Annotated in this window: 28 protein-coding genes; 13 read left to right on the top strand and 15 right to left on the bottom strand. The window is 42.3% G+C overall.

What is annotated here, in order from left to right:
* Positions 1–14: 14 nt before the first annotated feature.
* Positions 15–545, bottom strand: a complete 531-nt coding sequence (locus tag IM676_RS00675; RefSeq protein WP_200988524.1) for a C15 family peptidase — start codon at positions 543–545, stop codon at positions 15–17.
* A 58-nt stretch (positions 546–603) separates the two neighbouring features.
* On the opposite strand from IM676_RS00675, the gene hisH reads away from it, so the two are divergent.
* On the top strand, positions 604–1239 hold the full coding sequence (gene hisH / locus IM676_RS00670; protein WP_200988523.1) for an imidazole glycerol phosphate synthase subunit HisH: 636 nt from the start codon (positions 604–606) through the stop codon (positions 1237–1239).
* 107 nt (positions 1240–1346) lie between these two features.
* The gene (rsmD, locus tag IM676_RS00665; protein ID WP_200988522.1) at positions 1347–1907 is read left to right on the top strand and encodes a 16S rRNA (guanine(966)-N(2))-methyltransferase RsmD; all 561 of its coding nucleotides are present in this window, start codon (positions 1347–1349) and stop codon (positions 1905–1907) included.
* A gap of 96 nt (positions 1908–2003) precedes the next feature.
* Here rsmD and petG read toward each other — a convergent pair whose 3' ends face one another.
* The gene (gene petG / locus IM676_RS00660; RefSeq protein ID WP_200990021.1) at positions 2004–2117 is read right to left on the bottom strand and encodes a cytochrome b6-f complex subunit V; all 114 of its coding nucleotides are present in this window, start codon (positions 2115–2117) and stop codon (positions 2004–2006) included.
* Positions 2118–2325: 208 nt separating this feature from the next.
* On the opposite strand from petG, the gene IM676_RS00655 reads away from it, so the two are divergent.
* On the top strand, positions 2326–2700 hold the full coding sequence (locus IM676_RS00655; protein ID WP_200988521.1) for a c-type cytochrome: 375 nt from the start codon (positions 2326–2328) through the stop codon (positions 2698–2700).
* Positions 2701–2859: 159 nt separating this feature from the next.
* Positions 2860–4251: a malic enzyme-like NAD(P)-binding protein gene (locus tag IM676_RS00650; RefSeq protein WP_200988520.1), complete on the top strand. Its 1392-nt coding sequence runs from the start codon at positions 2860–2862 to the stop codon at positions 4249–4251.
* A 70-nt stretch (positions 4252–4321) separates the two neighbouring features.
* Here IM676_RS00650 and IM676_RS00645 read toward each other — a convergent pair whose 3' ends face one another.
* Entirely contained in the window at positions 4322–5431 is a 1110-nt protein-coding gene (locus IM676_RS00645; protein ID WP_200988519.1) for an acyltransferase family protein, read from the bottom strand.
* A 69-nt stretch (positions 5432–5500) separates the two neighbouring features.
* On the opposite strand from IM676_RS00645, the gene IM676_RS00640 reads away from it, so the two are divergent.
* Positions 5501–6202: a polysaccharide deacetylase family protein gene (locus IM676_RS00640; RefSeq protein WP_200988518.1), complete on the top strand. Its 702-nt coding sequence runs from the start codon at positions 5501–5503 to the stop codon at positions 6200–6202.
* A 22-nt stretch (positions 6203–6224) separates the two neighbouring features.
* Here the strand turns inward: IM676_RS00640 and IM676_RS00635 are convergent, their stop codons facing one another.
* The 4 genes from IM676_RS00635 to psaC all read right to left on the bottom strand — a co-directional run bounded on the left by IM676_RS00635 (position 6225) and on the right by psaC (position 9821).
* On the bottom strand, positions 6225–6548 hold the full coding sequence (locus IM676_RS00635) for a helix-turn-helix transcriptional regulator (RefSeq protein WP_200988517.1): 324 nt from the start codon (positions 6546–6548) through the stop codon (positions 6225–6227).
* A 283-nt stretch (positions 6549–6831) separates the two neighbouring features.
* Entirely contained in the window at positions 6832–7089 is a 258-nt protein-coding gene (locus IM676_RS00630) for a hypothetical protein (protein ID WP_200988516.1), read from the bottom strand.
* Between the two features lie 401 nt (positions 7090–7490).
* Positions 7491–9389: a glutamine--fructose-6-phosphate transaminase (isomerizing) gene (glmS, locus tag IM676_RS00625; protein WP_200988515.1), complete on the bottom strand. Its 1899-nt coding sequence runs from the start codon at positions 9387–9389 to the stop codon at positions 7491–7493.
* A 186-nt stretch (positions 9390–9575) separates the two neighbouring features.
* The gene (gene psaC / locus IM676_RS00620; RefSeq protein ID WP_012411495.1) at positions 9576–9821 is read right to left on the bottom strand and encodes a photosystem I iron-sulfur center protein PsaC; all 246 of its coding nucleotides are present in this window, start codon (positions 9819–9821) and stop codon (positions 9576–9578) included.
* Positions 9822–10261: 440 nt separating this feature from the next.
* On the opposite strand from psaC, the gene IM676_RS00615 reads away from it, so the two are divergent.
* Positions 10262–10627, top strand: a complete 366-nt coding sequence (locus tag IM676_RS00615) for a DUF6464 family protein (protein WP_200988514.1) — start codon at positions 10262–10264, stop codon at positions 10625–10627.
* A 17-nt stretch (positions 10628–10644) separates the two neighbouring features.
* Here IM676_RS00615 and fmt read toward each other — a convergent pair whose 3' ends face one another.
* Positions 10645–11640: a methionyl-tRNA formyltransferase gene (gene fmt / locus IM676_RS00610; protein ID WP_200988513.1), complete on the bottom strand. Its 996-nt coding sequence runs from the start codon at positions 11638–11640 to the stop codon at positions 10645–10647.
* Between the two features lie 186 nt (positions 11641–11826).
* The gene (locus IM676_RS00605; RefSeq protein ID WP_200988512.1) at positions 11827–11994 is read right to left on the bottom strand and encodes a ribbon-helix-helix protein, CopG family; all 168 of its coding nucleotides are present in this window, start codon (positions 11992–11994) and stop codon (positions 11827–11829) included.
* 1067 nt (positions 11995–13061) lie between these two features.
* Here IM676_RS00605 and IM676_RS00600 point away from each other — a divergent pair.
* On the top strand, positions 13062–14258 hold the full coding sequence (locus IM676_RS00600; protein WP_404799834.1) for a hypothetical protein: 1197 nt from the start codon (positions 13062–13064) through the stop codon (positions 14256–14258).
* A gap of 107 nt (positions 14259–14365) precedes the next feature.
* Here the strand turns inward: IM676_RS00600 and minE are convergent, their stop codons facing one another.
* The 4 genes from minE to IM676_RS00580 form a co-directional block, all read right to left on the bottom strand.
* Positions 14366–14665 carry a cell division topological specificity factor MinE gene (minE, locus tag IM676_RS00595; protein WP_200990020.1) on the bottom strand — a complete coding sequence of 100 codons (300 nt, stop codon included), beginning with the start codon at positions 14663–14665 and terminating at the stop codon, positions 14366–14368.
* A gap of 32 nt (positions 14666–14697) precedes the next feature.
* Positions 14698–15504 carry a septum site-determining protein MinD gene (gene minD / locus IM676_RS00590; protein WP_200988510.1) on the bottom strand — a complete coding sequence of 269 codons (807 nt, stop codon included), beginning with the start codon at positions 15502–15504 and terminating at the stop codon, positions 14698–14700.
* A 44-nt stretch (positions 15505–15548) separates the two neighbouring features.
* A complete protein-coding gene (gene minC / locus IM676_RS00585) occupies positions 15549–16586 on the bottom strand; it encodes a septum site-determining protein MinC (protein WP_200988509.1) in 1038 nt (345 codons plus the stop codon).
* A 72-nt stretch (positions 16587–16658) separates the two neighbouring features.
* Positions 16659–17984, bottom strand: a complete 1326-nt coding sequence (locus IM676_RS00580) for a four-carbon acid sugar kinase family protein (RefSeq protein ID WP_200988508.1) — start codon at positions 17982–17984, stop codon at positions 16659–16661.
* Between the two features lie 665 nt (positions 17985–18649).
* On the opposite strand from IM676_RS00580, the gene IM676_RS00575 reads away from it, so the two are divergent.
* From IM676_RS00575 to IM676_RS00555, 6 genes are all read left to right on the top strand, one after another.
* A complete protein-coding gene (locus tag IM676_RS00575; RefSeq protein WP_200988507.1) occupies positions 18650–19702 on the top strand; it encodes a dipeptide epimerase in 1053 nt (350 codons plus the stop codon).
* Positions 19703–19801: 99 nt separating this feature from the next.
* Positions 19802–20676, top strand: a protein-coding gene (locus tag IM676_RS00570) for an IS630 family transposase (RefSeq protein ID WP_200986959.1) whose coding sequence is annotated in 2 segments (ribosomal slippage) — positions 19802–20131 and positions 20134–20676 — 873 coding nt in all. Because the reading frame shifts where the segments join, the coding sequence is not laid out codon by codon here.
* A gap of 5 nt (positions 20677–20681) precedes the next feature.
* Complete coding sequence (locus IM676_RS00565) at positions 20682–21704, top strand: DUF1611 domain-containing protein (RefSeq protein ID WP_200988506.1); 1023 nt, start codon at positions 20682–20684, stop codon at positions 21702–21704.
* A 33-nt stretch (positions 21705–21737) separates the two neighbouring features.
* A complete protein-coding gene (locus IM676_RS00560) occupies positions 21738–22760 on the top strand; it encodes an aspartate carbamoyltransferase catalytic subunit (protein WP_200988505.1) in 1023 nt (340 codons plus the stop codon).
* A gap of 152 nt (positions 22761–22912) precedes the next feature.
* A complete protein-coding gene (locus tag IM676_RS19655; RefSeq protein WP_225880419.1) occupies positions 22913–23107 on the top strand; it encodes a helix-turn-helix domain-containing protein in 195 nt (64 codons plus the stop codon).
* Positions 23067–23516, top strand: coding sequence for a zinc ribbon domain-containing protein (locus tag IM676_RS00555; protein ID WP_225880418.1), 450 nt, complete (start codon positions 23067–23069; stop codon positions 23514–23516). Before IM676_RS19655 ends, IM676_RS00555 begins: the two co-directional genes overlap by 41 nt.
* A gap of 79 nt (positions 23517–23595) precedes the next feature.
* On the opposite strand, the gene IM676_RS00550 is transcribed toward IM676_RS00555, so the two are convergent.
* Both IM676_RS00550 and IM676_RS00545 read right to left on the bottom strand, forming a co-directional pair.
* Entirely contained in the window at positions 23596–24936 is a 1341-nt protein-coding gene (locus IM676_RS00550; protein ID WP_200988504.1) for a TldD/PmbA family protein, read from the bottom strand.
* Between the two features lie 127 nt (positions 24937–25063).
* Positions 25064–26536: a TldD/PmbA family protein gene (locus IM676_RS00545; RefSeq protein WP_200988503.1), complete on the bottom strand. Its 1473-nt coding sequence runs from the start codon at positions 26534–26536 to the stop codon at positions 25064–25066.
* Positions 26537–26671: the final 135 nt, after the last annotated feature.

Below are 26671 nucleotides of genomic sequence, written 5' to 3'. Positions count from 1 at the left end.
GGAAAAATTTTATTTTAGAGACGCTGATGACTTGGCAAAGGTGCCAGATTGTGAATAATTAATAAGAAGTCAGCCAAGATGACGGGCAAATTCTCTGGATTTAACAGTGGAACATGGACAAAAATACATGGTGTTGCCAGTTGATTTTGGCACAAGTAATGTAAAACCCAATAGTAAAGACTCTCACAAACAAATTTGCCGCAGTCGTGGCTAATCTCAACTGCTTTGGTACCCTCGAGTATTTTTTCTAAATTAACATTCGTCTGCAAAATACTTTCCCCAGAACTAGCAACCCTTTCCAGACTTAGTTTTGTCCTACTAGCAGCCATACCACAACAAATAATGTAATTGGGCTGGAGTTGAGTAATTTTTTGCCTGACTTGGGAAATAGCCAGATCACCATCCACAGGTAAACGCTGCAAAAATTTTAAATCATGAGCAAGGGACTTAACTTTGATCACTTCCAGTAATAAATCATCAGAAGAATTTGACTGTTGCTCACTCAACCAAACATCAAAAGAAGTTAATAGTATTCTTTTCCGCATAAGAAATATTATTTAGAATAGAAACACCCTCCATAATAAACTTACAAGGAGTAGGTCAATGCCAGTCATTGCAGTCGTAGATTACGATATGGGAAATTTGCACTCAGTCTGCAAAGGTTTAGAAAAAGTAGGAGCAACTCCTCAGATTACTCATGCTGCTAAAGATTTAGAACTGGCGGATGCAGTTGTATTACCAGGGGTGGGAGCATTTGACCCCGCAGTACAACACCTGCGATCGCTGGACTTAGAACAACCCATTAAAGATACGATCTCATCTGGTAAACCCTTTTTAGGTATCTGTTTGGGATTGCAGATTTTATTTGAATCTAGTGCTGAGGGAACCCAACCAGGGCTAGGAATTGTCCCCGGAAAGGTGCGCCGATTTCAACCAGAACCAGGGATTACTATTCCTCATATGGGATGGAACCAACTAGAGTTCACCCAACCAAAAAGCCTGTTGTGGGAGCATTTACCAGCTAATCCTTGGGTGTATTTCGTTCATTCTTACTATGTTGACCCCATTAACCCCGAGGTGCGGGCGGCCACTGTAACTCACGGTTCTCAAACCATCACCGCTGCTATTGCTCATGAAAACCTGACAGCAGTGCAATTTCATCCGGAAAAATCTTCTAATATCGGGTTGCAAATCCTGTCTAATTTTGTTGCACAAGTGCGGGAAAAAATTGCTGCTTAATCTTACTCTGACTCGGAGATGTTGTCGTTTGTTGTTTGTCCTTTGTCATGTTTTTCCCATGACTGATGACTGATGACTGATGACTGGTGACTGATGACTGATGAACAATGACACTGAGAATTTACGGGAATCGCCAAATTAAAAGTTTACCAGGGCAAGCTACCAGACCCACGAGTGCCCGGGTTCGGGAGGCAGTATTCAATATTTGGCAAGGCGAAATTGTCGATTGTCGCTGGCTAGATGTATGTACTGGTACTGGTTCCATGGGTGCAGAGGCTTTGTGTAGAGGAGCCAGCTTAGTAGTAGGAATAGAAAAATCTAGCCGAGCCTGTGCCATCATTCAACAAAACTGGCAGCAGGTAGCTAGTAGTGAACAAAAATGGCGCATTTTGCGAGGTGATGTCAGCCAGCAGTTAAAAAACTTATTAGGGCAACAATTTGACAAAATATACTTTGATCCGCCTTATGCTAGTGGATTATACCAGCCTGTATTAGCGGCGATCGCTGATCATAATCTATTAGCTGTGAATGGGGAAATCGCTGTAGAACATAATCCCCAAAGTTGGAAACCTCCAATAATTAGTAATTGGGAAATTTGCCGCCAAAAGGTTTACGGTAACACAGCGCTAACTTTCTATACAAATATTCGATCTCAGCAAATGCTTTAAAATTATATACTGTGTAACTAAACTTAAGTATAAAAGCCAAATAGTTTTACATAAATAATGTAGAGATGTGATTGCTCACATCTCTACACAGAACTGTTAACCGCCCAATTCGGTGGGGCGCTTGTATTGCTTATAGGCGGCGTAAAATAGCCCGGCAAGGGTGACAAAAATCAAACCGAGGACAATACCTGAAAGCAGGGGTTCAACCACTTTAAATCTCCTGTTAGCAAAGGTTAAATATTGGATGCTGATGTTCATTCTACCAAATTGAGGATGAATCCCTCCCTCGACAATGTTTTTAGTGCATAAATCATCAGGAAAAAATTATATTTAGTGCTTGCAGATACTATCAAGAACTTTTAAGCTATGTGTAGGAAATGCAAAACTGTTAGTAACCTCGACTTTGACGGCAAACCTTTTGGATAACCAGATTACCAAACCCGAAACTCAAATACAGTGGATCGCTTTGTTGGCTCTGGCGATACTGCTAGCAGCTGCTTTGGGCATTTTTGGTGTTGAAATGGTTGGAGCTTCTGATCCTTATGTGCGGAATGTCCTTTCCCTCAAAGGAAACCCAGTTCAAGGAAATGCTATCTTTCAGATTAATTGTGCTGGTTGTCATGGAGTAGAAGCGGATGGGCTAGTCGGACCTAGTTTGCAAGGGGTTTCAAAGCGCAAATCACCATCCCAGCTGATTCACCAAGTCATTAGTGGCGAAACGCCTCCAATGCCAAAATTTCAACCCAGCGCTGACGAAATGGCAGACCTATTGAATTATTTGGAGAGTCTATAGTAAAAACCAGATGGCGCAGATAATCCTGAATCTGGCAGCTATTTTCATGCTCCCACGGCTGGAAGCTGTGGGATTAATTGGTTAAATGAAGTAAAATTAGCGACGATTTTTGGACAATTCGATATAAAATCTTAAACTTAAAATCCCAAATTACAATCAATGACAACGCTAACCCCTAATTCTAGTTTTAGTGTCACCCTGCGGTTAAAAATTCCCAATCGTGTGGGAATGTTAGCATCAATTACCCAGGCGATCGCCACCAGTGGCGGTAATCTGGGACAAATTGATTTAATCGAGCAGACCCGTCATGAGTCTATCCGTGATATTACTGTAGATGCAGCTAGTACCGAACACGCTGAGACTATTGTGCAAGGGGTGAAAGCATTACCAGATATTCAGGTGCTAAGTGTTTATGATCGCACCTTTAACTTGCATCGTGGGGGCAAAATTAGTATTACCAGTCGCATCCCCCTGACGAGTGTTTCCGATTTGGCTATGGCCTACACTCCAGGAGTAGGGCGCATTTGTACTGCGATTGCTGAAGCTCCCGAAGAAGTTTACAATTTAACTATCAAACAAAATACTGTAGCTATTGTTACCGATGGTAGTGCGGTGTTGGGTTTGGGAAATCTTGGCCCATCTGCGGCTTTACCAGTTATGGAAGGTAAAGCGATGCTGTTTAAAGAATTTGCCGGTATTGATGCTTTTCCTATCTCTCTGGATACCCAAGATACAGATGAAATTGTGCGAACAGTGAAAAACTTGGCGCCGGTGTTTGGTGGTGTCAATTTAGAGGACATTGCTGCTCCTCGTTGCTTTGAAATTGAACAAAGATTACGAGCAGAATTAAATATCCCAGTGTTTCATGATGACCAACATGGTACAGCTATTGTCACCTTAGCCGCCTTGTTTAACGCTTTAAAACTGGTGAACAAGTCCATTACAGAAATCCGCATTGTGATTAATGGTGCGGGAGCTGCTGGGGTAGCCATCGCCCGGTTACTTCGCAAAGCTGGCGCTCAAACAATTTGGATGTGCGACTCTAAAGGAATTGTCTCGACTAACCGCACTGGGTTGACCCCAGAAAAGCAGGAATTCGCCGTTAAGGCTCAGGGTACTCTAGCAGGTGCAATGCAAGGTGCAGATGTATTTATCGGTGTGAGCGCTCCAGGAGTGTTGACAGTGGAAATGGTGCAAGCAATGGCTAAAGACCCGATTATTTTTGCTATGGCTAATCCCATACCCGAAATTCAGCCAGAATTAGTGAGTAAAATTGTGGCTGTGATGGCTACTGGTCGAAGTGACTACCCGAACCAAATTAATAACGTTTTGGCTTTTCCAGGGGTCTTTCGTGGTGCTTTAGATTGTCGGGCCCAATCTATTACTACCAGTATGTATTTAGAAGCAGCTAGCGCGATCGCATCTTTAGTCAAACCTTCAGACTTGAATCGGGAACATATTATCCCCTCAGTATTTGATCAACGGGTTGCTCCTGCGGTTGCTGCTGCTGTCCAACAAGCAGCTCGCCAAGAAGGAATTGCTCACAGTTAACAGGGTGGTCTAAATACAGGGGGATTCTATTGGGAAAAAGTAGGGAGAATCTCATGTCACAGCCCTCGAGTTAGACTTTAATAAACCACTGTTGGCGATACATGAGATAACTCACTGCTAACCAAAATAACAGGGTGACTAGGGCGAATAGAAATGAACCGTTGAGTTCACCCGCCCAAGATGCGAAAATGTTTTGGTAAATCCAGTTGTAGGTGGTGATAGCAGTTTCACCTGTGCCGATTTTAGTTCTGACTAAGATTTTAATTAGTAAAACTGATGCTGTGAACAAGGCGATCGCATTTAAGCCCATAATTTCAAAGGGTTTACTCCAGCGTCGAATTAGCCTTACTTCTATCAATTCATAACAAGCTGCGAGGAATAGTAAAGCCCAACCAGTGCTAAACATCACATAAGAACTTGTCCAAAGTTTTTTATTAATGGGAAATGTCAACCCCCACACCCAACCAATAATTAAGCAACCAATCCCAAATAATCCCAATCCCATTGTTGTGCGTGTTGTTACTGGCTGTTCGCGTATCCATCTACCTGTAAAGTACCCAGCCATAACATTAACTACCGCAGTAATGCTGCTAAATAGTCCCTCAGGATCTGCCAAATTTTTATACCCGTCACCTGCATATAGGTGGACTGGGGGAATAATTAAGCGGTCAACATATGCGCCAAAGTTACCTGTGGGAGTCAGTACACCCGCCCCATAATTGGGAACTGGGACATACATCATGGTGAGCCAAGAGCCGATGAGTAATACTCCTGCTAGTATCCACTGTCCTTTGGGTGGTAGCTTGAGGACTGCGATCGCCGCGAACAGGTATGTGAGACTAATGCGCTGTAATACTCCCATGATGCGGATGTTACTTAAATCAAAAGTCCAAATCCCCCGATTCCAAAAGCCGTTTAGTAGTAAGCCTAGGAGAAATAGTATGGCAGTACGACGCCAGATGCGCCAGTAAACCCCTGCGGTGTACTTTGACAATGAAAATGACATTGATACACCGACAATAAACAGGAAAAAGGGAAATACTAGGTCAGTGGGTGTGCATCCGTGCCAATCAGCATGAGCTAGGGGAGTATATACTTTATCTGCTACTCCTGCCATGTTGACTAAAATCATCGCTGCAATGGTAATACCGCGAAACACATCCAGTGAGAACAGGCGCATAGGGTAGATTTATATATGAATATTTGATTTTTTACACGCTAGACTAGCAGAAGCTATCAATAACCTAAAATGCATTTGGCTCCGCTATTCCCGTTGTTGTATCGCATTCTTAAACCTAGTTTTCCTCACTGTCTTTGGAGTGGTAATCGTGAGCATAAAGCCATCGCTCTGACTTTTGATGATGGCCCCCACCCAGAATATACACCCCAAGTGTTGGCCGTATTAGACCGTTATAATATCAAAGCTAGCTTTTTTTGGTTGGGTGCTTGTGTGAATCGTTCCCCAGCTATTGCCAAAGCCATATGCGATCGCGGACACTGGATTGGATTGCATGGTTATAATCATCATTCTTTTCCCACGCTCTCGCCAAATGACCTGCAAGACAGTTTGGAAAAAACTCAAGCTGCGATCTACAATGCTTGTGACTTAACACCTGAGCAAGTGTACGATGTTCGACCCCCCAACGGTTTATTTACACCCCACACTTTACAATTATTCTCTAAATGGAATTACCGCCCAGTTATGTGGAGTGTTGTACCAGAAGACTGGGTAAGGCCGGGAGTAGCTACTGTAGTCCGACGAGTTCTCAAACAAGTGGAGAACGGTTCACTAATTGTTTTGCATGATGGTGCTTGTGGTGGACAAGATGTTGCTGTCATTGTCCAAGCACTGATTCCGCAATTAATACATCAAGGCTATGAATTTGTGACTATTAATACACTTTGGCAGCAAAAAACTAGCTGTGACTTCACAGCCAGGAATTCAATATGAACTCAGGATATCAAGCCAACTATTACCACTGCGCTATTTCCCCTTCACTCATGTGAGGATAAGAAGCAGGATATGCTGAGTCTTCAGTACCTAGGAGATGATGGATGTCATGTAATGAATTTGGATGTTGTCGTGAATCACTCCCAGGTTCAATTAGGTCTTCAACTTGGCAATTCAAAGCCCTGCAAAACCTAATGATCCTTTCAATATGCTCTATCCCCGTTCTCCCGCTTTCCCAGTTCTGGATAGTGCTTTCAGTGACGCCGACAAGACGAGACAGTTCAAGTTGAGTTAGACCCGCTTTTTCACGGAGGGAAGCTATCCTTGGTTTTGGCTTCTTTTTCACAGCTACAACACTTTTATTTTATCTATATCAGTCGTATATTCTATCACCAAAAGAAAATAAAGCCTAGAAAATTATTATTTTTTTTTCTTTACACTATCTATACTTAATTGTTTACACGCATCTGATTTGAATTTTGGCTTTAATCTATACATTAGCACGGGAGGTGATAAATTCCCGTGGTCAGATATAGTCACGTCAAAACTTTAGTGTCTATGATAGCATAAAACCCACTCCTTACAGGGGTGGGATGAAGAATGTACAGACAATTTAAGTACTATTTCTCTCAACTGGAAAAATTATCGACTCTGACATCCTTCCAAATATCGGAAACTTGCCAACCTGAGTTACCCAGAGATTGGACTATGGGATGAGTACGTACAGGAATGTAGCTAATCTCTCCATCTTCATATTCTTCTGGATGTTCCTCAACCATAGGTTCTAGGACATTAAGAGTGTCTGCAGGAAAACCTTTTTCTTCGGCTTCCTCCATGAGCTTGATCTTATCGAGGAGAAGCTTTTCAGATTTTTTGATTAGTTTCATATTAAGTTCAAGAATTGGAAAATTGGACAATAAAAAACGAAAATCTTGATATCGATTTTGAAAGAGACCTTTGTAGTCCTTCAAGCATCGTCAGAGATATCCGCAAAAAGATATTATTAACTTCGGGGTGAGAAAATTTACCAATTAGGGAATAGGGCAAAGCAATTATACTGTAAATGTTCGCCCATAGATCACAATTTTCAGAAATATTTTCTAAATGAGCCAGATTTTTGCCTATTTTGTAAACTGTTACAGCCTTATAGTCTACAACACAGGGTTTAATTATGGTAATCTCCAAGGTCAAGGAACATATAGTAGGCTATCTGCCAAACTTTTGTGTTACGAGATTCTGTAGTAGTTAGCCCAGCTACTTCATGGTGAAGATGCAGTATTGACATTATTTATTCAACAGTTACAGATTTTGCTAAATTCCGAGGCTGATCTACATCTAAACCACGACGGGCAGCAATATGATAGGCTAACAATTGCAAAGGAATCACTGTCAGAATAGGCGATAATAACTCATCTACCTCAGAAACGGCGAGCAGATGGTTAAAAATCTCCCCAGGTTCGCCATCATGGATGGGAGTGACACCAATTAGGCGGGAATCTCTGGCTTTGGCTTCTTGAGCATTAGAAAGCACCTTTTCATACACACTACCAGGAACTGCGATCGCCACTACAGGAACTTTCGCTTCCAATAAAGCAATCGGTCCATGTTTCATTTCCCCAGCTGGATAACCTTCAGCATGAATATAGCTAATTTCTTTTAATTTTAAAGCTCCTTCCAAGGCGATGGGAAAGTTGATCCCCCTCCCTAAAAAGATAAAATCTTTGGTTTCAGTAAAATCATGGGCTAGGTGTTCAGTTAAAGTTTCCTGAGTGGGTAAAGTCGCCTCAATTTGTTGAGGAATTTGCTGTAACCCATCAATAATTTCCCGTAATCTCTCTGGTGAAACTGTCTGGCGACGTGCTGCTAAATCTAGAGCTAAAGCGTAAAATGCCATCAGTTGGGCGGTAAAAGTTTTGGTTGCTGCCACCCCAATTTCAATTCCTGCTAAGGTGTTGATCATATGGGGAACCATTAAACCTAAACTGCTTTCTGGACGATTGGTAATACCTAAAAGTCGCGCTTGATATTTGTCTTCTTTCCCTTGACGACGGTCTTTTTCCATACTTAAAGCCGCGAGTGTATCCGCAGTTTCACCAGATTGGGTAACACCAATGATTAATGTATTGGCACTTAAGGGTGAGGGTGCATAGCGATACTCAGAAGCATAATGTACTTGAGTAGAAATCCCTGCCAGTTGTTCAATTAAATATTTGCCGATTAATCCTGCGTGCCAACTCGTACCACAGGCAACAATATTAATTTGTTCTAGGTCTGTATAAAATTCATCAGGTAAGCTGAGGTTAATTGGTGACTTTGATTCAGTCAAATTAGTATCAGTATCAAAGTAAGCGGCTAAACTAGCTCGAACTACCCCTGGTTGCTCATGGATTTCTTTGAGCATAAAGTGTCTGAATCCCTGTTTTTCTACCATAGTGGGATTCAAGTTCAGTAACCGGGGATGTTTTTTCAATCTATGCCCGGCAAAGTTATAAATTTCTACGCCTAATGGTGTCATACGAGCGATTTCGCCGTTTTCCAGTGGTAAAACGGCACGGGTATGAGGTACAATGGCTGGGGTGTCAGAAGCGCAAAAGAATTCACCTTGACCAAAGCCAATCACTAGGGGGGCTTGTTGACGCACTACAATTAACTCATCTGGGTAGTCAGCAGAAATAACTGCGATCGCAAATGCACCCTGAAGATATTCAACAGCTTGGCGAATTGCTTCTAATAAAGGAGATGGGGATGTAGGGAGATGGGTCTGTGGGGGATGCTTTAAAAATTCGGCTATGAGATGGGGAATTACTTCGGTGTCGGTTTCGGAAACAAACAGGTGTCCTTTTTGTTGAAGTTCTTCGCGCAACTCCCGGTAGTTTTCAACAATGCCATTTTGTACCACAGCCACGCGCATGGCCATGTCCATATGGGGGTGGGCGTTGTGTTCTTCTGGCTTACCATGAGTCGCCCAGCGAGTGTGACCAATTCCAATTTGGGCAGGAATTACTATTTGTTCGAGTTTAGAACGGAGATTATTTAGTTTGCCTTTGGCACGAACACAGTTTACCTCACCTTCCCAGACTGTAGCTATCCCGGCGGAGTCGTACCCCCGATACTCTAGTTTTTCCAGCCCAGCCAATAAAATATCTGTTGCCGATTGAGTGCCTATATACCCAACGATTCCACACATGACTGACACCACCTGGTTTGAAGATACTGTAGAAAAGCAGCAATTAGCTCCCTATGCTAACAGCTATGATCATGGTTTTTCAGTTTTTCTCAAAAAAATAAAAATAAAATAAAAATTTTGTAGGGTGAATATATTCACCCTACATACCTCAAGTGTCAACCAAATCAGGAATTTAAACTCAATTCCCTAATAAGCTAGACCCATGCTGCGAGTTGTCTCAGCCCCTAAATAGACTCGGATGCTTAAAAAGTCAGTGGGACAGGCTGTTTCACAACGCTTACATCCTACGCAGTCTTCAGTGCGCGGTGATGAGGCAATTTGAGCGGCTTTACAGCCATCCCAAGGTACCATCTCCAACACGTCTGTAGGACAAGCGCGGACGCACTGGGTGCAGCCAATGCAGGTATCGTAGATTTTTACGGTATGAGACATTGAAAAAAGGCTCCTTTCCAGTGTTCTTCTCTGCAAAAGAATCATATATCAAAGCATAGTTTACAGCAGTAGCCTATCGTCCGTAATCAAAAGGCTACATAACTTTAGATAATGTAATAGATATGGGGGAAATTGTATGTTGGCTAAATTTGCTTAATCTCTCTATTGCCTATATATCAATGATATTAGAGGCCTATATTTACCTTTATGCCGGCTCCATGGGCGGCTCTTTGTAAACTTATATGAAGTTTATCTCAACCCAATTCAGTCATCCTTGGATTTGTCTATAGTAATTATTGCTTTTTAATTATAGACTATTGCAGCCAGGCAAATCGTGGTGAAATCTTTGCTGGCGATCGCCAGCGATCGACGAGATTTGGTAAGCTATAGTAGTCCACTGCGATACCATTTGTATAATGTAAATCACATCATATAAATTTATGCAGCCAGAGTCTTTAGCAACTGAGATGATTCTGACACATGGTAACCAGTCACTCGGTAGAGTCCAACTCGATTGGACACCCCAACCAGGAAACTATGTCGATTTTGAAGGTAAAACTTATGCGGTATTAGAACGCCGCCACAGATACCAATTTAAATCGGGACGTTACCACCTGCGGAATATAGCTCTTTACGTACAGTCTGCCAAAAGACCAATGGAGAAAACTTTAGTCCAGGGGCGTTGGGTAATAGGTGATGCTAGTTGTAAGTATAATGCACAGTCGGAAATCATCCGCTGTGCTGTCAACCCAGAAGGTCCCTGTGAGTCTTGCCGTTTCTACGAAAAACTAGAAGTGAGAAGTTAGCATTGCATCTTGAGACCTTAGCCTAATACCTCGCCAACAGTTAAACGGTTACCATTGACAAAATCCCATCCCGACTGGGGACGTTTGCCAGCTAACTGAACCTCTCGTAACAGTAGCAACCCCTCACCAGTTTGGGCAATAGGGCCAATTCCCCTGGCGATGCTTACCACCTCTCCTATGCTCCCTGATATATTTGATAAATTAGATAGTTTTTCGTATATTTCTGTTAGTTCAGGTGTCGGCTTGTCACAGTGAGCATCGCCAATGGGAATAGAGGCGATGATTTTTATTCCTTGATTCCGAAAGGTCGTTGTACAGTTCGGGTAAAAGCCTCTAATTTGGTTGTGTAATTGAATAGCAGTCTTTGACCAATCTAATGTGTAGTTCTCCTTTGTAATCAAAGGGGCGTAAGTCGCCTCTGATTCATCTTGAGTCACCGGTTCAATTTGTTGATTTTGCCAATGGAATAAAGTTTCTACTAATAAATCTGCTCCCATGACAGATAGCCTCTGGGCTAAATCCTGGGAATTATCTAGCAATGTAATCGGTGTGGTTGCTTTGCACAACATAGCGCCGGTATCCATTCCTACATCCATTAACATGGTCGTGATCCCCGTTTCCTGTTCCCCATTATACAGACACCACTGAATTGGCGCTGCACCACGATACTTAGGTAAAATCGAGCCATGGACGTTAATACAGCCTAACCTGGGTATATCCAATATTTCTGCTGACAAAATCTGTCCATAGGCCACTACCACAAACACATCTGCATCACACTGTTGCAGCCACTGTAAGGTCTCAGCATCCTTTTTAATACGTTGTGGTTGCCATACGGGCAAATTATGGTTAATAGCAAGGGTTTTGATAGGGGAAGGGATTAATTTATTCCCCCGTTCCCGACGTTTATCAGGTTGGGTAACCACTGCTAAAACCTCAAACTCTGGTTCATTAAGTAATTTTTCTAGGGTAGGAACGGCGAAGTGAGGTGTTCCAAAAAATACTACTTTCATTATTTATTACTTATTAGGTAGGTTGCTGTTTCTGGTGGTGTTATCAAGATTCCCTTGATAATTGGCGTTTCCCCCAGGACACAATAATTTTATAGTATTGCTCCTGACTTAATTTACAGTCATAAAAGCAGAGAAGCTCACCGGTAAAAGCCTGAAAATTTCTGGGATTTTCAGACTGTTGCGTCCTTAAGGGGTGGGATGAATGGGTGGCGACTTTAGTCGCCGTCTTAGACCTCTAACCAATTCCCGTAAAATGTCTGTTTGAGTTCTACCTTCTTGCTCGCAATATTCTTTAAGTAATTCCTTCTCCTGTTCCTTCAAACGAAAAGTGATAAAAATCTCAGGTTTAGGCATAATAATCAAGATACTGGCTTTTGTGGTATCTTAATTGTAGTTTGTAAGATATTCAACCACTTAAACAACCTAGACCCGTAAGGCATAGCACCTTGAAAACTCCTTGTGCCAACTACATAAAGAGGTTTCTTAATTTTACTTGACACTCTCCTGATTAGAAGTGAGTAGATTCACAACCAGGTGCGGGGTACACCATTATTCTTTTTTTTAGTTGTAGAAGTTACCATAATCACCAGGTTTGCCCAAATAGAGTAGTGATATATCCTTCATCCTCCTCAGGTAGAGCTGAGAACCACAGTGTCTTGAGATTGGGGAGTATCAACATATTCCTATTTAGACTGTTTATCACCTAGGATTCTGGGCAATAAGAGTGGAAAATGAATTTTTTGATCTTAAAGTGGTTTTATATTGCCGAAAATGAGAATTGCTTGGTAGACTGTATGTCATAGGTTGAATAGCTAATCAGTTGCTCTCAACTTTCAACAGTAGTGGTAATCCTATTGGGGTATGTCTCACAACAAGTGATTTTAGCTTGACTCAGTAAATCTCTGGGATGAATTTCACCTATGTTGCGCTGCAAGTTGAGTCTTCTTTCTCAAGCTCGCGGATGGTAGTCCCACAATCTTTTGAATTGACATTCTTAGTTAGCATCTAATGGTACATCCTAAGTTTTTTTTCTGAGTTTTATAAAGTTGTGCTTTATATTTCCCAACTTTTAACAAAACGCCTCAGTTATAGCTTTATCGGGGTCTGCTTTGTTGTAGCAGGAATCAATAGGTAAACCACCTACTAAATATTTTATCCATAATGAGGTGTGAGTCATGATGGTAAAGTTTTGTAAAAGTCTGCAAAGTTTGAACAAATTATCTAATTTTACTGCTTGAATCCAGATAATTATTGTAGTTATACATACCTGTAATTACCTAATTATCACCTGCTTCCTTGCTGCCTAGGTATTGCTCTTCACACAGCGTCTCCCCTCCCTAGAGAATCTACATATGCTTAAACCCTTGTTGCTGTCAGGATGGTTCAGCGTCCAAGCACTTCTCAATTATCTTGTCTTAGTGATACTGCTCGCCCCCTTAGTTGCGGCTTCGGTTCATTCTAGCTCCGCAAAACAATCAAAAGCAGTGACAAATATGGCGACTGCGAGTTCAAAATTTGACTCTGCTCCATTGACTGTAGCTAGTATAAATGAACCTTATTTAGTTGAAGTACTAAAAACATCTCCCATCATTTCCTTAAGGGCACAATCTCGCTCTATGCCATTGTTAATGGCTTCTCTTGGGAAAAAATCAAGATTACAAACAGGGGAAATCGACTATATTGATGTCGATCATGCTTCACGATTAACAGGACAAAAGCTAGTAGTAATTCCAGAAACGCTTGTTAGTAAATTGAATTCAGGGGAACAATACCCACAGACGGGAACTAGCCTCCATGGGAAGTTTCCTAATGAACTGTTGATGTCTAAATCATTGAGACAAACTCCTCAACAATTACAAGAGATTTTCAGGACACAAACACCTGCTGTGGAAGTACTGGATGAAGCGCAAGTGGGAAACTTTGATCCCATAGGAAGCCCGCATCCGATACCTTGGAAATGGATTGTCGCAACCCATGAGTCTATTAGTGCTAATGGTGGTTCAGGGGTTCGCTATTATCGCAGTGTGCCTGTGATTTCTCCCGATGGTAGATATATTGTTTACAGTAGGGTGCAGCTAGAAGTAAAACCGCAAATGTATGAGAGCCAAGTTACCAGTGTGATGTTTCTAGAAGATACGCAAACCAAAACTTTGCGGGTCATGCTTTCAACTGGGCCTATCAGGGAGCCTTTGTTGAATAGAAAGGAATCCTCGGTAGTAGCCGATACTAATATGAGTGGTAGAATCGCGGTTTTAGTTCCTGTTAGCTGGTCAGAAAAAGGTGATCGTTTCTTAGCACGTAAATTCAAAGGTAAGTTTAATACAGGGGATTCTACAGATCATGCAGTGATTTGGGATCGACAGAAAAATTACATTAATACTGTTGCTCCGACTCGTGAGGCACATGAGCATGAAAAGATAGCTGTCTTATTGGGTTGGAGTAAAAACAAACCTGAGCATACACTTTTCCGTGCTGGAGAAATGGGAGAAGAAAACTGGCCTTTGGTGCAAGTTACTACCGATGGTGAAACTTTAAATACATCGGATACAGATCAGCCTATTACTTTTGGTCAAAAAATTACAGAAGTTTGGCCAAGTCCACAATTTGCTTTTCGATAGCTTCTCAAGATTTAGCCTGACTCCCGTTGTATTGTATGACAACGGGATTTTTTTACCACAATTAAAGCTATATAAATGTTTCTATTTAGTGATTTAGCTAACTACTACTATTCTGACTTTTCACTGTTTTCTAATTGATTGAGGGTTTGTTTGACCCGACGGATAGGTAAATTAGCAATCAATGCTGTGGTGCGTTGGTTGCTTTCTAGAGAAAATTCCAGTCCCTCTGGCTCAACTTCCACATAGCGACAAACTATCTCTAGAATTTCCTGTCGCATTTTTTCTAACTTTTGCGGGTCTAAATCAACTCGGTCATGGGCAATCACTAGTTGCAAGCGACGTTTCACTTGTGTGCGACTGCTGTCAGGAGTACGTAAAAATAACCGTTCTATAAGTTCGAGAATCATTGCCAATAGGTTTGCGGAGACTGGAACATAAGTTAAACAATCTTTGTCCATAACAACCTTCTCAGACGGGCGAAGAGGCTGTCGTGGGGTGAGTCCAGATCAAGAAAATCGACCTTTTCCCCTTCCAATCTACGGGCAATATTATCAAAGGCTATGGCTGCTAAAGAGGGGTTATCCCCTAATACTAAAGGTTCGCCGCGATTGGTAGATACAATAACACGCTCATCATCTGGTATCACCCCAATGAGGGGTATTGCCAGCAGTTCCTGAACGTCTTGCACAGACATCATATCATTTGCGCGCACCATTGCTGGTCTGATGCGGTTAATGATTAAATGAACACGCTTAATTCCTTGTGCTTCTAGTAACCCGACTACTCTGTCAGCATCGCGAACTGCGGAAATTTCGGGAGTGGTGACAATTAGGGCTTCTTTTGCTGGGGCGATGGCATTTTTAAACCCATTTTCAATGCCAGCCGGACTATCGATAATTACGTACTGAAACTTTTGTGCTAGTGCATTGACTAGCAACTTCATTTGCTCAGGAGTGACTGCATCCTTAGACCGATTTTGCGCTGCTGGTAGTAATACAAGATTAGGCTGTCGCTTATCTTTGACCAAGGCCTGTTCTAATCGACACTCCCTAGCCAGAACTTCCACTGCAGTATAAACGATGCGGTTTTCCAATCCCAGTAACAAATCCAAATTTCTCAGACCAAAATCCGCATCAACTAAAGCCACTTGACGCCCCATTTTGGCTAAAGTCATGCCTAAATTTGCTGAAACTGTGGTTTTACCCACTCCTCCTTTACCGGAGGTAATCACAATAATCCGAGTCATGATAGAGTTGCGCCCGATGAGGGTTCAGGAAATATAGTAAATACTTATAGCACCTGATTTAACCTATTTAATTGGTTTCTGGAAAAATCATTAGCCCTGGCGATGCGAATTCCTTCAGAGGTAATGTGAGCCACTTCTGGAAAAGTCGGCATTGGTGATTTCTCCGGTGGCCTAGCTACAGCATCCGCGATCCGCAACTGGGTTGGTTCCATTTGCAAGGCCATAATCAGACACTGACGATTGCCTCCAGCACCAGCATGAGCAATTCCACGTAATCTCCCCCACACTATAATATCCCCTTGTGCAACCAGGATACCACCTGGATTTAAATCTCCTAAAAGAACTAATGTACCAGGATGACGAATTTCTGTCCCAGAACGTACTGTCATTTCCAGATATAGGGTATCTGCTGAGGTGGGTGTGGGGGTTTGAGACTGGGAAGTTAAAGAAGTGTCTGGTAAAATCTGTTCGACTGAATAACCAGAGGTGACAGCGGCGATCGCAGTTTGCCGACGACTGGTGGCTACAGATTTCAAATCTAGTTGCGCTTCACCCAAGAGTTCAGCGAATTCTTGTAGTTGTCGGCCATCTAACAACCGGTCTTTAGATATTAAATGTACTGATCTGCTTGATTGGCGAAAGCGATCGCCAGCATTTAACCGCAACTTTAATTGTTGCCAAATCTCGGACCAGGCGAGTTCTGAAGCCGGTACTTGAGATTCATCTGGCAAAATTACCAACAGTCTTTCCCCCTCACTTTTTAACTGCACTTGGATATGGTTTTTTAACCTATTCTCTGCTGTTAATTGACTAGGAGAGTCAAGATCCAAATCTATCTCATCCAACTGAGACAGAGAATCCGCATCAGTGGGAATAGAATTTGAATCTACATCATCTGATTGAGAATTTGACTGTAAGTAAAGGATAACAGAATTTAGTTCTGTATCTGGGATAATATTATCTGCAACGGTCTCAATAGTATCAGACTTTGACGACTCATAGTCTGCAAAGCTAGGATTTACTTCTAAATCAGGAATATGAGAATTTGACTCTAAATTAGGGATATGAGCATCAGAAGTCATGCAGCACCAACCAAAAGATACACCGAGGAATAATCAATATTAAGTCAGTTTTAAGATCCAAAAATGTTTTACCTATAGTTTTCTAGTTAATCTTCTGTAAATTGTGGCCAAGGCATCAGCATCGCCAACATTACCAGGAAACAGCACCACTGGCAAATTCGGAAACTGAGGGTGTTCTGCTGTGGTGATCACCATGGAACAACCAGCTAAAATTTGTCCCAGTAACCGAGCTGAATCTAAACACAGTCCTGTACTCAAAACATCGTTGGAAGTGATCCCACCCTTGCTGATTAAAAATCCGATATCAGATGGTAAGCCCTGGACAATATCCATCAATAAACGCGACACTTTCAGCCCAAATTCTAACCTGGTGTTGATATCCTCAAAAGCTAATTCCTGACGACTGGTATAAATTACTGGTGTTTTCCCTGCATTATGTACCACTTTTGTACTTTCCAGGATATCTCTCACCAGTTTGGCAGATTCATTCTCCCCATTATCTAGTAATCGGGCCACATCTACTTCAATTCCCGCTGTCCCCTCAACTTGCAATAAGGCTTGCAACTGCTGGGTCGTCTTTTTGACGTGTGAACCGACAATTACCGCACCTGGTTTTCCATCCCGCACATATTCTGCCATATTTTCGGCAGCAATGGGTTGAGGAGGTAACTCAGCCAAAGCTGTTAAAATACTCGCAGCACTCCGAAACAAAAAGCGTTTTCCTTGACTTGCTGCTGTTAACACATCTCTAGCAAAGGAATTGAGATCCCCTTGGGTCTCACCATCCACCACGGCACACTGATTATTACTCAGTTGTAATAAGCGTTCTAAACTACCACTGCGAATATCCTCCAGTAAAAATCTGGTTACAGATTCCGCGCTAATACGCCCTTGAGTCTTTTCATCTACATATTTGGGTAAGTAACTGTAATGGTAGCTGAAGACGGAATCACGAGCAAATTCTGTTTCATTCACTGGGGTAGGTATACCATCTATAATCAGGTAGTGTACGCTGTCGCGGGTGATGCGTCCACCTTCAAAAAATGCCGGGACAAGAAAATGAGCATCAAACGGGCCGATCTCGTGGGCGATGACATCCGTTTCTATGGGATAATGTCCCCGTAGTGTTGAGTCCGAGCGGCTAACAACCAAAAAATCAGTGATATTTTCTGCTGCTAACGCCTGTTTTAAGTTTTGACAAACTTCTCTAGTCACAGCAGCAGCTGAATCCGGGGGTAATGATCTGGTATTTGTCAGCACAAAGAATATTGGTGAATCGTCTCGCAGTCCCACGCGCAAAGTATCTATATCCCACTGCATCAAAAGTAAACAACTGTGGACTGTTTGCGATCCCGTGGGGTCATCATCTAAAACAATAATTTTGGGTTTATTATTCATACATGTGTTTGATTTACAATTAATTTTTTATGATCCCGCAAAATGCTTTAGCAGTAAGTTTTATTGATGGAAGATTTATGTAAACAGATTAACACAGATATAGAGGCCAAGCTGCTTCCCTTAGGGTACACAGACAGGCCATATTCCTAGTAGATAGGTACTGTAAGAACTTTCTAACTTTCCTGGTTTGGTTATCCTGCACCCCCTATTTTACCTCAATCCACTAAAAATTGCTGTGATAGTCCGGTATTTGTCTATTTATGATTCTGGTTGTTGTATTTACCTGTGTCTTTTCATCTGCCAGATTTGTTGATCCACATAATACAGGATCTGTGCATACTGTGAAGCAGATAGATTGATTCTATAAATATTTTCTAAATAACATACTTCCAGGTTGGTTAGGTTGCTGGTTTATATCTATATTTATATTATTTTTTGTTCAACTATAAACGCCAAATTGCTACAACAGTTTTTGCTTTCATAATTTGATTTTTCATATTTTTAACTAAAAAGGAATCAAAATAGCTTCAATATCATCTGTGGTATCTATGTCTAACTGCTTTTGGTTTTTGGTGACATTTACAGCGCCAAATAAATCTATTTTGTTAGTATTTTTCATAGGATTATCATATTATTTTGCTAATTGTTTTGGCTAAATATTGCTTATGCAAATAGAAATCAAACTATTTACTGTCAATAAAAGGTTTCCCTTGACTATTAGTCGCGGGACAACAGCCCAAACCACAAACCTATGGGTAAAGATTTTCCACGATGGCATTGAGGGTTGGGGGGAAGCATCACCATTTGGTGTAGGCAATCATGCCCAATCTACTGATCTAATTCAAGACCATTTGAATCAGCTAGCACCAATACTAAAAACATTCAACCCTTTACAGCGACAGCAAATTGAGATAATTTTAACACGACTACAGGTTCCCTCATCAGTAAGGGCAGCCCTGGATATGGCCTTGTTTGATTGGCTAGGTAAATGCGTGGAATTACCTCTGTGGCAAATTTGGGGACTTGACCCTAATGTTATAGTTCCCACTTCTGTCACCATTGGAATTAATTCACCAGCTGGAGCCAAAGCCAGGGTACGGGACTGGTTACAATTTATGGATGTTCGCCTTCTCAAAGTAAAATTAGGTAATCCTAATGGTATCAATGCTGATCGTGACATGCTCAGAGCGGTGCAACAAGAAGCACCAGATTTACAATTATTCGTAGATGCAAACGGGGGTTGGAGTTTAGAAGATGCGGTTTATATGTGTAATTGGCTATCTGATATTGGTATAAAATATGTAGAACAACCATTACCACGAGGACAAGAAACAAGTTTAGCTGCACTTAAAGAAAAGTCCTCTTTACCGATATTTGTGGATGAAAGTTGCTTTACCAACTGTGATATTCCCCATTTAGCCAACTATGTGGATGGTATAAATATCAAACTGATGAAATCAGGGGGACTAACGGAGGCGATGCGAATGGTACATACAGCGCGAGCTTATGGGTTAAAAGTTATGTTCGGCTGCTATTCTGACAGTACACTAGCAAATACAGCCGCAGCACAGTTAGCACCATTAGCTGATTATTTAGATTTAGACAGTCACCTCAACTTAATGAACGATCCCTTTACTGGTGCATTGCTACAAGAAGGGAGAATTTTACCAAACGATTTACCTGGATTGGGGGTACAATACAGTGCATTTACTGCATAATCAAAAAATAGCAATTCTGTTATAGCAACCGCCAAGGTAATTTAAGCATAAACTATAAGTAGTCCCTTTTCATGTGAAGCGATCGCTTGCTACAGGTATATGCCCAAGCCGTACAGTTACGACCTTCGTCAAAAAGTAATCCAAGCGATTGAACTCGATGGCTTGAAGAAAACTCAAGCCAGTCAAATGTTTAATATTAGTCGCAACACCATCACCCTATGGTTGAAGCGAAAAACCGAAACGGGGGACTTCCAAGCCTTGCCTAATCAGCGTCCTGGGAATGGTCACAAAATTACCGATTGGGAAAAATTTCGTGAGTTTGCTTCCGTACATGGCGATAAAACCCAAGTAGAGATGGCCTCACTTTGGCCTGAAGAAATTAGCGATCGCACAATCTCAAGAGCTTTGAAAAAAATTGGTTTTACGCGAAAAAAAAGACTTATGGCTACCGTGAGCGCGATGAGGTCAAACGACAGGCTTTCGTAACGCAGTTGTCTGAGTTACCTGTGGAGAAGATTGTATACCTCGATGAGTCAGGAATGGACAACCGAGACCAGTATGATTACGGTTGGAACTCAAAAGGACAGCGCTTCCATGCACTTAAATCAGGTCGTCGTGAAGGTCGGGTGAACATAATTGCCGCGCTGTGTAACCATAAGCTGATAGCTCCTTTCACTGTTGAGGGTGCGTGTAATCGAATAGTATTTGAGACTTGGCTTGAAGCTTGTTTGCTTCCCACACTCAAACCAGGACAGGTTGTGGTGATGGATAATGCCACATTTCATAAAGGTGGGCGCATTCAACAACTGATTCAGTACGCAGGGTGTGAAGTGCTGTACCTACCACCTTATTCTCCAGACCTGAATCAGATTGAAAAATGTTGGTCTTGGTTAAAAAGTCGAATCCGCAAAAAACTTGAGCGGTTTGATTCTTTACGAGATGCCATTGAGGATGTCTTGCTTTTTGCGTCCTAACCTCCTTGGCGGTTGCTATACATGAAGGAGTTACAGGAACTCAGGGTAAAACTGGGCTGTCACTTTTACGCTACTGTCAAGCCCCTATTGTTGCCTTGATTGATCGGCACTGTGCTGGCAAATCTCTGTTAGAATTAACTGGGATAAAACGTGATGTGCCAATTGTGTCATCATTAACCGCAGCCCTAAAGTATAAACCGGAAGTTCTAGTAATTGGTATTGCTCCTAAAGGTGGTGCTTTACCAGATGATTACTGGGAAGACATTAAAAATGCTTTACAAGCTGGGATGTCTTTGGTAAATGGTTTACACACACCATTGGCAAATATACCAGAATTAAAGGCTCTGCTCCAACCAGGACAATTAATTTGGGATGTGCGTCAAGAACCGCCTAATTTAGGAGTTGGTAGTGGTTTGGCTCGTACTCTTCCCTGTCGGCGGGTGCTGACTGTGGGGACTGATATGGCAATTGGTAAAATGTCTACTAGCCTAGAGTTACATAGGGAGTCACAACGACGGGGATGGCGTTCTAAATTTTTAGCCACTGGTCAAGCTGGGGTGATGTTAGCAGGGGATGGGGTACCTTTAGATGCTGTGCGGGTAGACTTTGCAGCTGGTGCTGTGGAGCAAATGGTGATGCGTTATGGTAACGACTACGACATCCTCTATATAGAGGGACAAGGTTCATTGCTGCATCCAGGTTCTACTGCTACTTTACCGTTAATTCGTGGTTCCCAACCGACCCAATTAATTTTGGCACATCGGGCGGGACAGGCGGAAGTCCGTAATCATTCCCATGTTGTCATTCCCTCTTTAACAAAGGTAATTCAGTTGTATGAAAGTGTAGCTGGTGCTGCGGGTGCTTTTGGAGATATTTCTGTGGTTGCTATAGCTTTGAATACAGCTCATTTAGATGAGTATACAGCTCAGGAGGCGATCGCACAAACCACAGCCGAAACTGGTTTACCTTGCAGTGACCCTGTGCGTTTTGGGGCTGGTATTTTATTAGATGCGATTATAAATAATTGAGGAAACGGAAATTTAAATATTAAAAACAATTTTATGCCTAGTACCACCTGGAATCGTCATCATGTTCTTTCCCTTGCTGACTTCACAACGACTGAATACGATACTGTTTTACAAACTGCTGCTAGTTTTCAAGAGGTCTTGTCACGGCGGACAAAAAAAGTTCCCAGTCTACAAGGACAGGTGGTGGCGAATTTATTTTTTGAACCTTCCACACGCACCCGCAGCAGTTTTGAACTAGCGGCTAAACGCCTGAGTGCAGATACCCTCAACTTCACCGCAGCCAGTTCTTCCATGACGAAGGGAGAAACAATCCTGGACACAGCCAAAACCTATTTGGCCATGGGAACTGATATTATGGTGATCCGTCATCGAGAAGCAGGAGTACCCAATGCGATCGCTCAAGAAATGGATCGTTTAGGTGTAAGAGTGAGCGTCCTCAATGCTGGTGACGGTCAACATGAGCATCCTTCCCAAGCACTGCTAGATTTATTTACCATCTGTAAACTGATGGACTGTAGTCATCCCCGACTAGAATTATTAAAAAATAAAAAAATTGCCATAGTCGGAGACATTTTACATTCCCGCGTGGCACGATCAAATATTTGGAGTTTAACAGCTAGTGGCGCTCAAGTGCATTTAGCAGCACCACCCACCCTTCTACCTCAGTTATTTCAAGACTTCGTTTTAGAAAGGGGCGAAACAGACCCATCCCCAACACTCAACCGTCAACTATTTTTACATTGGGAATTAGAACCCGCCTTAAAAGATGCAGATTTAGTCATGACTTTGCGCCTGCAAAAGGAACGCATGACAGATCACCTACTCCCAAGTTTACGAGAATATCATCAAACCTTTGGCATTACACGCAAAAAGCTAAAACTGTGCCAACCTCATGTTAAAGTCCTACATCCAGGGCCAGTCAACCGGGGTGTAGAAATTAGCTCAGATTTGATGGATGATCCCGAATTTAGCCTAATTCAATCCCAAGTTACCAGTGGAATCGCTATTCGCATGGCACTATTGTACTTGTTGGGTAGTGGTAAAGATTCAGCTTAGTAGTGTGGGACTCACTTCCCCCACTACCAAAAAACGCGCACAGTGCCCCCGGTTTCTAACTATGGGGGTGTAGTGCGCTAGCGACTTGGGTCGCATTCCTAAAAATCGTCTGGAAAAATATTAGCCTCAAGGTATAATGTTATTAGGAGGTGATGCAAGTGTTTAATCTGACCTACGAATTTAAGCTCAAACCAACTCAAAAACAAATAGCAATATTTGAAGAATGGTTAGAAACCCATCGACGGGTTTACAATCATGCTTTGGCAGAGCGTAAAGACTGGTATCGGTCTCGTAGTTGTCAGGTAAATGCTTGCAGCATTCATAGTTGTTATATCATCCGGTGCTGATGCGCCTCGTCCCACATTTGCAAGTCAATGTAAGTCTCTAACTGTTGCACGCCAGGAAAATGAGTATTTAAAGCGTGTTAATGCTCAATCTTTGCAGCAAACATTAAGACGACTAGAAAAAGCTTTTGTTAGTATGTGGGAACAAAATCATGGCTTTCCCAGATTTAAGAAAAAGGGGCGAATGCGTTCTTTTTCCTTTTCTCAATATTGTGGAGTTGAGACTGGTAAAAAAGAACTGTCGGAGCGTACTCATGTTTGTTCAAATTGCGGGTATACAACAGATAGAGATGTTGCATCTGCTCAGGTAGTCGCTATACGTGGACTTGCAGTCGTGGGGCACACGGTCAAGATGCTTAGGGAGGGTAAATTCATTGGAATCCCCGTGAAGCAAGAATCCCCCGGCTTCTAGCCGTGGGGAGTGTCAACGCAAAGTATATACTACCACCAAGAGAAGAGGTTGATCAAAAACTCCTAACTTCCCTTAACTGTTACTCTCCAGTAATAGAAAGTCCGTCAACCCAAATTTTGGGACACACTCCACCCGGGGTAAGCTCTACTTCTTTTTCCATATAAACTATAGACTTGAGGAGTTCCAAGAAATCACCCGCAACAGTAGCTGATTCAATACTTGTTCTCACACCATTGTTAACTAACCAGCCATCAAAAGGCAGAGAGAACGAACCTTGTAAAGATTTCACCCCTGCATGGAGAGCTTGTAAATCATCAATTAAAACCACATTTTCCGCAGTTTCTAAGCTCAACTCCTGTGCGGGTGATGTAGCGGCAAAAACATGATAGAAATTAGGACTAACGCTGACTTTTGCCCCAATACTAGCATTACCAGTCGGCTGGGTATTCATTCTTTTTGCAGTACCTGCACTGTGCAGAAAACTTTTTAAAACCCCATTGGAAATCAGCGACACCCGGCGAGTAGGAGTTCCTTCGCCATCAAAACTTTCCGCCCCCACGTTAGCTGGGTGGAGTGCATCATCATCAACCGAAAGTAAAGGTGAAGCAATTTGTTTACCTAAATCATCGGCATGAGACAAGCTTTGATTATCCAGTATACTTTGGGCGTTGAACAAGTTAGAAAAAGCACCCAATAAACTTAAAAAAGCATCAGCAGAGAAAACAACCAGATATTTACCCGACTTGATTTTTTCATAGTTGAGGTGGCTAATAGTTTTCTCGGCTGTTTCCTTGATACAACCATTGATGTCGAGAGTATTTAAACCACGCTCAACTCTAAAAGCGCTACCACTGCGCGGTTTTTTGCCATCTTCCTCAGTTTTGCTGTAAAGATAAATTGATGCTAAAGAATGAGATTCAGTTCTAGTAGCACCGTCACTATTAAGATAAAATCTCTCAATATCTCTTTGGGCTAAACCATTATAAGGCACACCCTTAATTGCCTCATGGGCTGCTAAAACTTCCTTTTCAGCCACCAGGAGACTGTTGATTAACTCAGCCACAGGTACTTGGGGTACTTTATTATGAGGTGTATAGGCAATAGAGGCCGTAGACTCTGGACTAAAATCAGGGACATTTTCCTTCACACCAAAAAAACTTGCTTCGTAAGCAGTTTTTAAAGCTAATTCTAGCCCTTGAGGGTCTACATCTGTAGTGCTGGTAACACCCATTGTATTCTCTTGATTCCAAACGCGAACAGTTACCCCAGAACGGTTTGACGCTTTTACTTGTTTGGGCTGACCTTGGTCTACTTGGACGCTAGTTTCATCTATGATTGAGCCGTAAATGTCGAATTTTTTAATACCAAGTTTACTAGCTTTTTCCTTGGCGTTATTGGCAATTTCTGTAATATTCGGCATAGTCAAAGGATTTCGTATTTGAGATTATGTTGGGCTAAAAGTTTAGTTTGTCACTTTGTGACTTTGTGCCTTGGTGGTGTATTCCATGTTTTGTGAAATACTAAGACACCAAGACACGCTGGAATTGTTATCTGCCTCCAACGGTGATCGAATCAACCTTAATATGGGGTTGTCCAACTGTAGTGTAGATACTGCCGCTAACAGAACCACAGAAGCCGGGAGCTAGTTCCAAATCTTGAGAACACATGGAAATCTTGTTCATGATTTCCTTAGCTTCACCAATGAGAATTGCGCCCTTGAGTGGTTTAGTGATTTTGCCATTTTCAATTAAATAAGCTTCATCTACACTAAAGTTAAATTGACCTGTAGCCCCAACGCTGCCGCCACCCATCTTTTTACAATAAATACCCTTATCAACAGAGTTAAATAAATCTTCAGTGGTGTATTCGCCGGTAGCAATATAAGTATTGCGCATCCGACTAGCAGCAGCAAAAGTATAACCTTGGCGGCGACCGCTTCCGGTTCTAGGGTGTCCAGTGCGAGAGGAGCCTGCTCTGTCCGCTAGGAAGTTTTTCAAAACACCTTTTTCAATTAATAGGGTTCTTTGCGCTGGCATACCTTCGTCATCCATGTCAATGGTACCGAAGGCATTTTCTGACCGACCTTCGTCCCAAGCTGTGAGACTTTCGTGGGCAATTTTTTCGCCTTTTTTGTCGGCGAAAGGCGTAGTTTTACGTTCAATTTGGGTAGTTTCTAGCAGGTGTCCGCAGGCTTCGTGGAAAATTACCCCACCGAAGTGATTCGCCATAATAATGGGGTAAGTACCTGAATCTACATAATCTGCATACAGCATTTTCCCGGCAGATTCTGCTATTTGTTCGGCTGCTTGTTGATAATCCCAAGTTCTTAGGAAGTTAGCATCACTGGTGTTACCGGCGCGTTCGCCAATGGAGGCGCGATGAGCACCGTCGGCGCACAATAGGTTAAATCCCACCGATTGAGTCAGGCGAATGTCACGGGCAAATGTGCCGTCGCTAGCAGCAACTAAAACTTCTTGCCAATCGCGGAAATAGGAAGCCCGGCGAGATTGTACATGGCTAGCCTTTTGTTGAAGTTGAGCAGTACCCTCTAAAAGGACTTCTCCCATTTCTCGGATGGAACTACACAGAGGTAGCCAGCCATCTTTACCTCTTTTGTTGGCGTAGTCTCTGAGTAACTCTAGGTTAATTTCTGGGATAAAGGCATTATGACTAGGTAGTTCTAGTCCAAGAATAGAAAGACCTTTTTCTAAGGCTGCTTTTAAACCCCCAAAGGATAGGTCATTGGTGCTAACGTAGCAGTCGGCTGCGCCCCGAAATACTCTGACCCCCGCACCTGTGACTAAACTGGGTGAAATACTGGTAATAGCGTCGTCTTCTGCTAGACAACTAATGTAGTTACGACGTTCTAAAAAGAATTCGATGAAGTCAGCACCTGCGGCGCGTCCTAATCCTAGGAGGGTAGCCAGAGGGGCTTCCCAGGTGTCATCGAATCGCTCTGGAGTTGAGGAGTATTGTAGTGTGGGAATCTGGTTTGAGAGAAGTAGCGTACTTGTAAGCATAGATAGCCTCATCTGCTGGCGTTATCAGAGATTTGACTGAAAAACCTCTGGTGACTTAACTTTAGCAAAATTCTGGGATTGGGGAGATGGTGGGGTGGTGGGCGTTGAACCCCTGTGAAGACCTAGACAAAATTC

It is taken from the genome of Anabaenopsis elenkinii CCIBt3563 (genome assembly GCF_015245355.1).
In the GTDB taxonomy this organism is placed as follows: Bacteria; Cyanobacteriota; Cyanobacteriia; order Cyanobacteriales; family Nostocaceae; genus Anabaenopsis; species Anabaenopsis elenkinii.
The sequence above is the reverse complement of the archived record's forward strand: the minus strand, read 5'-3'. Positions and strand labels throughout refer to the sequence as shown.

Coding starts and splice junctions, on each gene's coding strand:
- IM676_RS00650 (WP_200988520.1), top strand. CDS start 2,860: ATGACAACGCTAACCCCTAATTCTAGTTTTAGTGTCACCCTGCGGTTA.
- IM676_RS19655 (WP_225880419.1), top strand. CDS start 22,913: ATGCAAGTGTTTAATCTGACCTACGAATTTAAGCTCAAACCAACTCAA.
- IM676_RS00545 (WP_200988503.1), bottom strand. CDS start 26,536: ATGCTTACAAGTACGCTACTTCTCTCAAACCAGATTCCCACACTACAA.
- IM676_RS00580 (WP_200988508.1), bottom strand. CDS start 17,984: ATGAATAATAAACCCAAAATTATTGTTTTAGATGATGACCCCACGGGA.
- fmt (WP_200988513.1), bottom strand. CDS start 11,640: ATGAAAGTAGTATTTTTTGGAACACCTCACTTCGCCGTTCCTACCCTA.
- IM676_RS00560 (WP_200988505.1), top strand. CDS start 21,738: ATGCCTAGTACCACCTGGAATCGTCATCATGTTCTTTCCCTTGCTGAC.
- IM676_RS00550 (WP_200988504.1), bottom strand. CDS start 24,936: ATGCCGAATATTACAGAAATTGCCAATAACGCCAAGGAAAAAGCTAGT.
- IM676_RS00640 (WP_200988518.1), top strand. CDS start 5,501: ATGCATTTGGCTCCGCTATTCCCGTTGTTGTATCGCATTCTTAAACCT.
- rsmD (WP_200988522.1), top strand. CDS start 1,347: ATGACACTGAGAATTTACGGGAATCGCCAAATTAAAAGTTTACCAGGG.
- IM676_RS00645 (WP_200988519.1), bottom strand. CDS start 5,431: ATGCGCCTGTTCTCACTGGATGTGTTTCGCGGTATTACCATTGCAGCG.
- minC (WP_200988509.1), bottom strand. CDS start 16,586: ATGACTTCTGATGCTCATATCCCTAATTTAGAGTCAAATTCTCATATT.
- hisH (WP_200988523.1), top strand. CDS start 604: ATGCCAGTCATTGCAGTCGTAGATTACGATATGGGAAATTTGCACTCA.
- IM676_RS00675 (WP_200988524.1), bottom strand. CDS start 545: ATGCGGAAAAGAATACTATTAACTTCTTTTGATGTTTGGTTGAGTGAG.
- IM676_RS00575 (WP_200988507.1), top strand. CDS start 18,650: ATGCAAATAGAAATCAAACTATTTACTGTCAATAAAAGGTTTCCCTTG.
- IM676_RS00630 (WP_200988516.1), bottom strand. CDS start 7,089: ATGAAACTAATCAAAAAATCTGAAAAGCTTCTCCTCGATAAGATCAAG.
- IM676_RS00605 (WP_200988512.1), bottom strand. CDS start 11,994: ATGCCTAAACCTGAGATTTTTATCACTTTTCGTTTGAAGGAACAGGAG.
- minD (WP_200988510.1), bottom strand. CDS start 15,504: ATGACTCGGATTATTGTGATTACCTCCGGTAAAGGAGGAGTGGGTAAA.
- psaC (WP_012411495.1), bottom strand. CDS start 9,821: ATGTCTCATACCGTAAAAATCTACGATACCTGCATTGGCTGCACCCAG.
- IM676_RS00555 (WP_225880418.1), top strand. CDS start 23,067: ATGCTTGCAGCATTCATAGTTGTTATATCATCCGGTGCTGATGCGCCT.
- glmS (WP_200988515.1), bottom strand. CDS start 9,389: ATGTGTGGAATCGTTGGGTATATAGGCACTCAATCGGCAACAGATATT.
- minE (WP_200990020.1), bottom strand. CDS start 14,665: ATGATTCTCGAACTTATAGAACGGTTATTTTTACGTACTCCTGACAGC.
- IM676_RS00615 (WP_200988514.1), top strand. CDS start 10,262: ATGCAGCCAGAGTCTTTAGCAACTGAGATGATTCTGACACATGGTAAC.